This window comes from Chitinophaga pendula, from assembly GCF_020386615.1.
GTDB classification, from domain to species: Bacteria; Bacteroidota; Bacteroidia; order Chitinophagales; family Chitinophagaceae; genus Chitinophaga; species Chitinophaga pendula.
Map to the genome: position 1 here is coordinate 2169125 of NZ_CP077769.1, position 6592 is coordinate 2175716.

1 protein-coding gene is annotated in these 6592 nt (G+C 48.8%); it reads left to right on the top strand.

Annotated features, from left to right (window positions below):
* Positions 1-14 precede the first annotated feature (14 nt).
* Positions 15-6575: a non-ribosomal peptide synthetase gene (locus tag KTO58_RS08175; protein ID WP_225860131.1), complete on the top strand. Its 6561-nt coding sequence runs from the start codon at positions 15-17 to the stop codon at positions 6573-6575.
* Positions 6576-6592: the final 17 nt, after the last annotated feature.

Here is a 6592-nt window from a genome sequence, read left to right on the forward strand (position 1 = left end):
AAAATGCTATCCATATGTCTGGTTTCAATTTAGAGGAAGTAGTAGGTTTGCTTGAGAAGGCACAGGACTTCGGTATTCGCATCTCCTATGATGACGATGGCCTGATCGTGCAGTCACAAAGCACCAAAGAGATTGACAGATTGTTCCTGCATGAACTTAAAAATAGTAAGCAACACCTCATCGCCTATTTCAAAGAACAGGCGCGCATTGTTGCTGGAAACGAAAAAATACCGGTATTCCCCAGGGATAAAAATTCCCGCCTTCCACTATCATACAGCCAGGAAAGACTCTGGTTCGTAGACCAGCTGGAAGGTAGCGTACAATACCATGTGCCGGCCGCTATACGCCTCAAAGGAGCCCTCAATATACCAGCTCTTGAACAGGCACTCAGCGCCATCGTAGATCGTCACGAAGTATTACGATCCGTCATTCGCGAAGATAGCGGCCAAGCATACCAGTACATCCTCGACAAAGGAAGCTGGCAATTGCAACACCTCGATGGATCCCGCTACCAAAACGATGAAAATGGCCTCAAAGTATATATAGCAGACCTGCTGCATACCCCCTTTAATCTAGCACAGGATCACATGCTAAGGGCATTCCTTATCGCACTTGGAAATGATGAACATGTGTTGGTAATGGCCATGCACCACATTGCATCTGATGGCTGGTCCATCTCTGTACTCGTGAAGGAGTTCGTAGCATTCTATGGAGCCTTCAGCGAAGGAGGGGATCATGGGCTGGCAGATTTGGAAGTACAGTTTGCTGATTATGCTATATGGCAACGTAAATTCCTTGAAGAGGATGGCGTTATGGAGCAACAACTGAACTACTGGAGGAAACAACTGGAAGGAGTAACTCCGCTTCAATTGCCCACTGACTTCGAACGTCCCTTCGGTAAAAGTACACGTGGCGCGCTTGCCTCTTTCCTCATAGAGAAGCGATTGAGTGATGCCCTCAATCGACTCTCGAAACAACAGGAGGCTACCCTTTACATGACCCTGCTAGCTGCATTCAAAGTCTTGCTGTACCGTTACAGCGGCCAGGAAGATATCTGCGTAGGTGGCGCTATTGCAGGCAGGATGAAAGTAGAGCTGGAAGAACTCATTGGCTTCTTTGTCAATTCCATTGTAATAAGAAGTAACCTGGGCGGGAAACCAACCTTCAATCAGCTGCTCCAGCAGGTAAGAACTACTACCCTCGATGCCTACGAGCATCAGGATGTGCCATTCGAAAAAGTAGTGGAGGCCGTACTGAAAGAAAGAGATACCAGTAAGAACCCCTTGTTCCAGGTTATTTTCGTATTGCAGAACGGTGAAAAAGTTCCCGAACTGCGTATGGGTGACCTGGTAATGCAGGATGAACCCATCACTCGTGAAACCAGTCAGTTCGATCAGAACTGGTCTATTGAAGAAAGACCTGATGGTATAGCAATCGACATAGAATACAGTATCGATGTATTCAAGAGCTCTACCATAGAGCGTATATTCCGACATTATGTATCTCTGCTGGAAGCGATAGTGAAAAATGCCGATCAGTCAATAGATACACTGCCACTGATCGACGATAACGAAAAGATACAGCTACTGCAGGTCTTTAATGATACAGCAACGCTATATCCCGAGGAGAAGACGGTTACAGCCCTGTTTGCAGACCAGGTAAAACGTACCCCCGACCACATCGCGGTAGCTTTCGAACAGCAACATCTGACCTATCTCGAACTTGACCTGCGTGCTAATCAGGTAGCACATTATCTTATTGCCAATGGCATAAAACCTGGCGATAAAGTAGGATTGCTGTCCTATCGTGGCTTGGATATGATCAGCGGTATGCTTGGGATCCTTAAGAGTGGAGCCGCCTATGTTCCTTTCCATATCGATTACCCGGGGGAACGCCTAAAGGTAATGATAGAGGATGCCGGTATTACGCACCTATTGTATACAGATGGTGTGCTATATGCTGACCGTGACCTTGCCGATGTAGTAGAAGGACTGCCTATTGAAGATGCCTGGATGCATAGTATAGCTACTATTGACCTGCAGTCTGGTAATGATTCCTGTGTATATATTATGTATACCTCCGGAACTACTGGTCGCCCTAAAGGTATCGCAGTGTCTCATAAGAATATTACCAAGTTGGTGTTTGATAGCGGCCCCATCGCTGTACGCGCTGACGATACCGTGTTGCAATGGTCTAACTACGCCTTCGATGGCTCCACTTACGATATCTACAGCGCATTCCTGAAAGGAGCTAAATTGTACCTGATCCAGGATAAGCAAGCATCCGATGCTTTCGAACTGGCGCGTATCATCGAAAGTGAAAATATCACCGTGTGGTTTGTTACTACCGCCTTGTTCAATAATATCGTCGACAGTGCCATCGACAGCCTGACACACCTGCGCAAGCTGCTCTTTGGTGGTGAAAAAGTATCGCTACCCCACGTAAGCCGAGCCCTGGCAGTCATGGGGGCCGGCAAACTCACCCATGTATATGGCCCTACAGAGACCACGACTTATGCTACTTCATATGCGATAGATAGCACCGATGCCTCCGGTACTGTGCCTATCGGCCGGCCTTTGTCCAACTCACAGGGGCTCATCCTGGATACCAACGGACAACTTGTGCCGATTGGGGTGAGTGGTGAATTATACATTGGAGGCGACGGTGTGGCAATAGGATATGTGAACAATGAAGCGATGACGGCTGATAAGTTTGTAACGCTTCCATATGCCCCTGGCCGCTGGTATCGCACTGGTGACCGCACCCGTTGGCTCGATAATGGTGTAATAGAATATGTAGGTAGGGTAGACGACCAGGTAAAGATCCGTGGATACCGCATCGAACCGGGAGAAATAGCCACCGTACTACGCCAAAGCGACTATGTACAGGATGCCATCGTAATTGTAGATGCCCCGCAGGAAGGAGAAAAACGCTTGCTGGGATACATTGTGCCCGCCGGCGATTATGAACAGGAAGCCATTTTGGAATACCTCCAGGAACGTCTGCCGGCCTACATGATCCCAGCACATCTCATACCACTGGAAGCATTCCCGCTCAACGTAAATGGTAAGATAGATAAACGTGCATTACCCATGCCCGTTATCAGCAGCGAAGAAGAATATGTAGCTCCTCGCAACTCCCGAGAACAGGCGCTGTCAGATATCTGGTCAGAATTGCTCGGCGTAGAACAGGTGAGTATACATACCAATTTCTTCGAAGCAGGTGGTCACTCCTTGCTGGCAATCCGCCTCATCTCTGCCATCAGGAAAGCACTCGAAATCGAAATACCTATCTCTTACGTATTCGACTATCCAACCATAGCACTCTTTATAGATAAGCTGGGACCGCTGAAAGAAACAGCACGCATCCCCGATATCGTAAAAGAAGAAAGACCCGCACAGATACCGCTGTCCTTCAACCAGGAACGCCTCTGGTTCATCGATCAGCTGGAGGGTAGCGTTCAATACCACGTACCGGAAACATTCCGCCTCAAAGGTAAACTGAATCGCTCCGCGCTGGCCGCCGCCCTCAATGGCATCGTTAACCGCCATGAATCCCTCCGCACTATCATCAAAGCGATTGGTGGCGTACCTCATCAGCTGATGCTTCCCGAAAATAGCTGGCAGCTCGAAGTGATCGATCAGCCAATATATCGGGAAAACGCAACTGCATTGAGTGAACAGATACAAGCGTTCATGGTCAAACCTTTCGACCTGGCTGCTGATCACATGCTCAGAGCACACCTGGTAGTACTGGGAGAAGAAGAACATATACTGGTCATCAATATTCACCACATTGTATCCGATGGCTGGTCCATCGGCGTGCTGGTACAGGAACTGGTAGAACTTTACAAAGCAGCAGAAGCTGGATCTCCGTCCACCCTTGCACCGTTAGAACTGCAATATGCAGACTTCTCCATCTGGCAACGCAAATACTTGTCCGGCGACAACCTGGGCAAACAACTGGACTACTGGAATAAACAACTGTCTGGTGTTCCCGTGCTCCAACTGCCTACAGACCACGCGAGACCGGCCATTCAAAGCTCACGTGGTGGTGTATCTGACTACGAAATAGATCCGGCGCTGACGGCAGCATTGAATGCGCTTGCACAGCAACAGGGTACCACTTTGTTCATGACATTGCTGAGCGCCTTCAATGTACTCTTATATCGTTACAGCGGGCAGGATGATATCTGCGTTGGTACTTCCATTGCCGGCAGAACCCGCAAAGAACTGGAAGGGCTCATAGGATTCTTCGTAAATACGCTGGCGCTCCGTAATGACCTCAGTGGTAACCCTACCTTCGCACAACTGCTCCAGGGCGTGAAAAGATCTACGCTGGATGCATATGCCCATCAAGAGACACCATTCGAAAAAGTAGTGGAAACAGTCGTGAAAGATCGCGACCTCAGCAGGAACCCACTCTTCCAGGTGATGTTCGAATTACAAAATACGCCGGAGGTACCAGACCTGCGTCTTGGCCAGGTGCAACTCCTCAAGGAAGAGGTAGAACACACCACTGCACAGTTCGATCTGATTGTTTCTATGGAAGAGGCTGCCGGTCGCCTCACCTGGTACGCAGAATACAGCGCCGACTTGTTCGAACCTACTACCATAGACAGAATGATGGCCCACTTCGAACAACTCCTCCGATCCATCGTCGCACAACCGCAAACGAAGATCAACGACCTGAAAATGCTGGGTGACGAAGAAGAACAGGAACTCCTTTACACCTTCAATAACACAGCTACATCATACCCACAAGAAAGCAACGCCATAGCTATTTTCGAAGCTGTCGCTGCCGCCACGCCCGATGCGATAGCACTGGTGTTCGGTAATCAGCAGATCAGCTACGGATCACTCAACACACGTAGTAGTCAATTAGCACATTATCTCAGACAACTGGGGGTTACAACAGATACATTAGTGCCATTGTGCGTTGGCCGGTCAGTAGACATGATAGTAGCAATACTGGCTATCTGGAAAGCAGGCGGTGCCTATATTCCCGTAGACCCTACTTTCCCGGCCGACCGCATACACTACATGATCCAAGATAGCGATGCCCGTGTTGTAGTAACAGAAGATGCTCTTCGCAATCAACTTGAGCTCTCAGGTATACAAGTAATAGCACTCGACGCAGATAACGAACTGATCGCACAACAACCTGCAAATACACAGTTTCCGCCCATCCTAGCAGGCCAGCTGGCATATATGATCTATACCTCCGGCTCCACTGGTACGCCGAAAGGAGTATTGATAGAACATGCTGGTATGCTCAACCACCTATATGCCAAGATCAACGAACTGGAACTGGACAATAGAACTGTAGTAGCCTTCACCGCTTCCTACACATTTGATATCTCCGTTTGGCAAATGTTCACCGCATTACTCTGCGGCGGTCGTACCGTAGTATATAGTACCGAACTCATATTCCAACCTTCCGCATTGTTACAGTCAGTAGCCGATGAGAAAGTGACCGTCCTCGAACTAGTGCCTTCATACCTCTCCTCCTTACTTCAACTGAAAGCACCGGTAGCACTTAGTGACCTGAAATACCTCCTGGTAACAGGCGAAACAGTAAGTCAGGCAGTACTGGCACAATGGTTCTCGCATCCTGCCTATGGTAACATCCCCGTAGTAAATGCTTACGGGCCTACTGAAGCTTCCGACGATATCACGCATCACTTCATGTATGAGGCGCCGGTACATCCTAATGTACCACTGGGTAAAACAATACAGAATCTCAGTATCTATGTACGCGATATCGCTGGTCAGCTATCACCGGTAGGTGTACCGGGTGAGATCTGCGTATCTGGTATCGGTGTAGGTAGAGGATATTTCAAACGCCCCGAACTTACCGCAGAAAGATTCATACAGGATCCTTTCCGCAACGATAACACCCGCATGTATCGTACCGGCGACCTGGGTCGCTGGCTGCACGATGGCACCCTCGAACACCTTGGCCGTATGGATGACCAGGTGAAAGTACGGGGATACCGTATTGAACTGGGCGAAGTCGAAGCAGCTATCACACAAAGCTCACTCGTAACACAGGCTGCCGTACTGGTCAAAAAAGATGAACGCGATCATGCATTCCTGGCTGCGTACATCGTACCGGCAGAACAATACGATAAAGAGACCCTCACCGCGTATCTGAAAGATACGCTGCCGGAATACATGGTGCCCGCAATCGTAGTGCCCCTGGACGAAATGCCGCTTACCCGTAACGGAAAAATAGATAAACAAAAACTGAACGAAATCGAAACAGTCCTCTCGGCAAAAGTTGCATACGTAGCCCCGCAAAATGAAACAGAAGAAAAACTGGAAAATATTTGCACCAAACTACTGGGAGTAACACAAATAGGCGTCTACGACGACCTCTTTGAACTAGGCATGCACTCGCTGCTGGTTATGCGCCTGGCCGCCGCCGTAGAAGATGCTTTCAGCCTTCAGGTATCCGTACGCACATTCTTCCAGCTGACCAATATAAGTGCCCTGGCAAAATATATCGCCGTTCAGCAATTTACTCCGGCCACCGCCTCCGGCAACCGGAAAACGAAAACCATTGAACTCTAATCCTATACGTAAATCCA

Bases quoted from the DNA above. Each gene is read 5' to 3' on its own strand.
- KTO58_RS08175 (WP_225860131.1), top strand. From the start codon at position 15: ATGTCTGGTTTCAATTTAGAGGAAGTAGTAGGTTTGCTTGAGAAGGCA.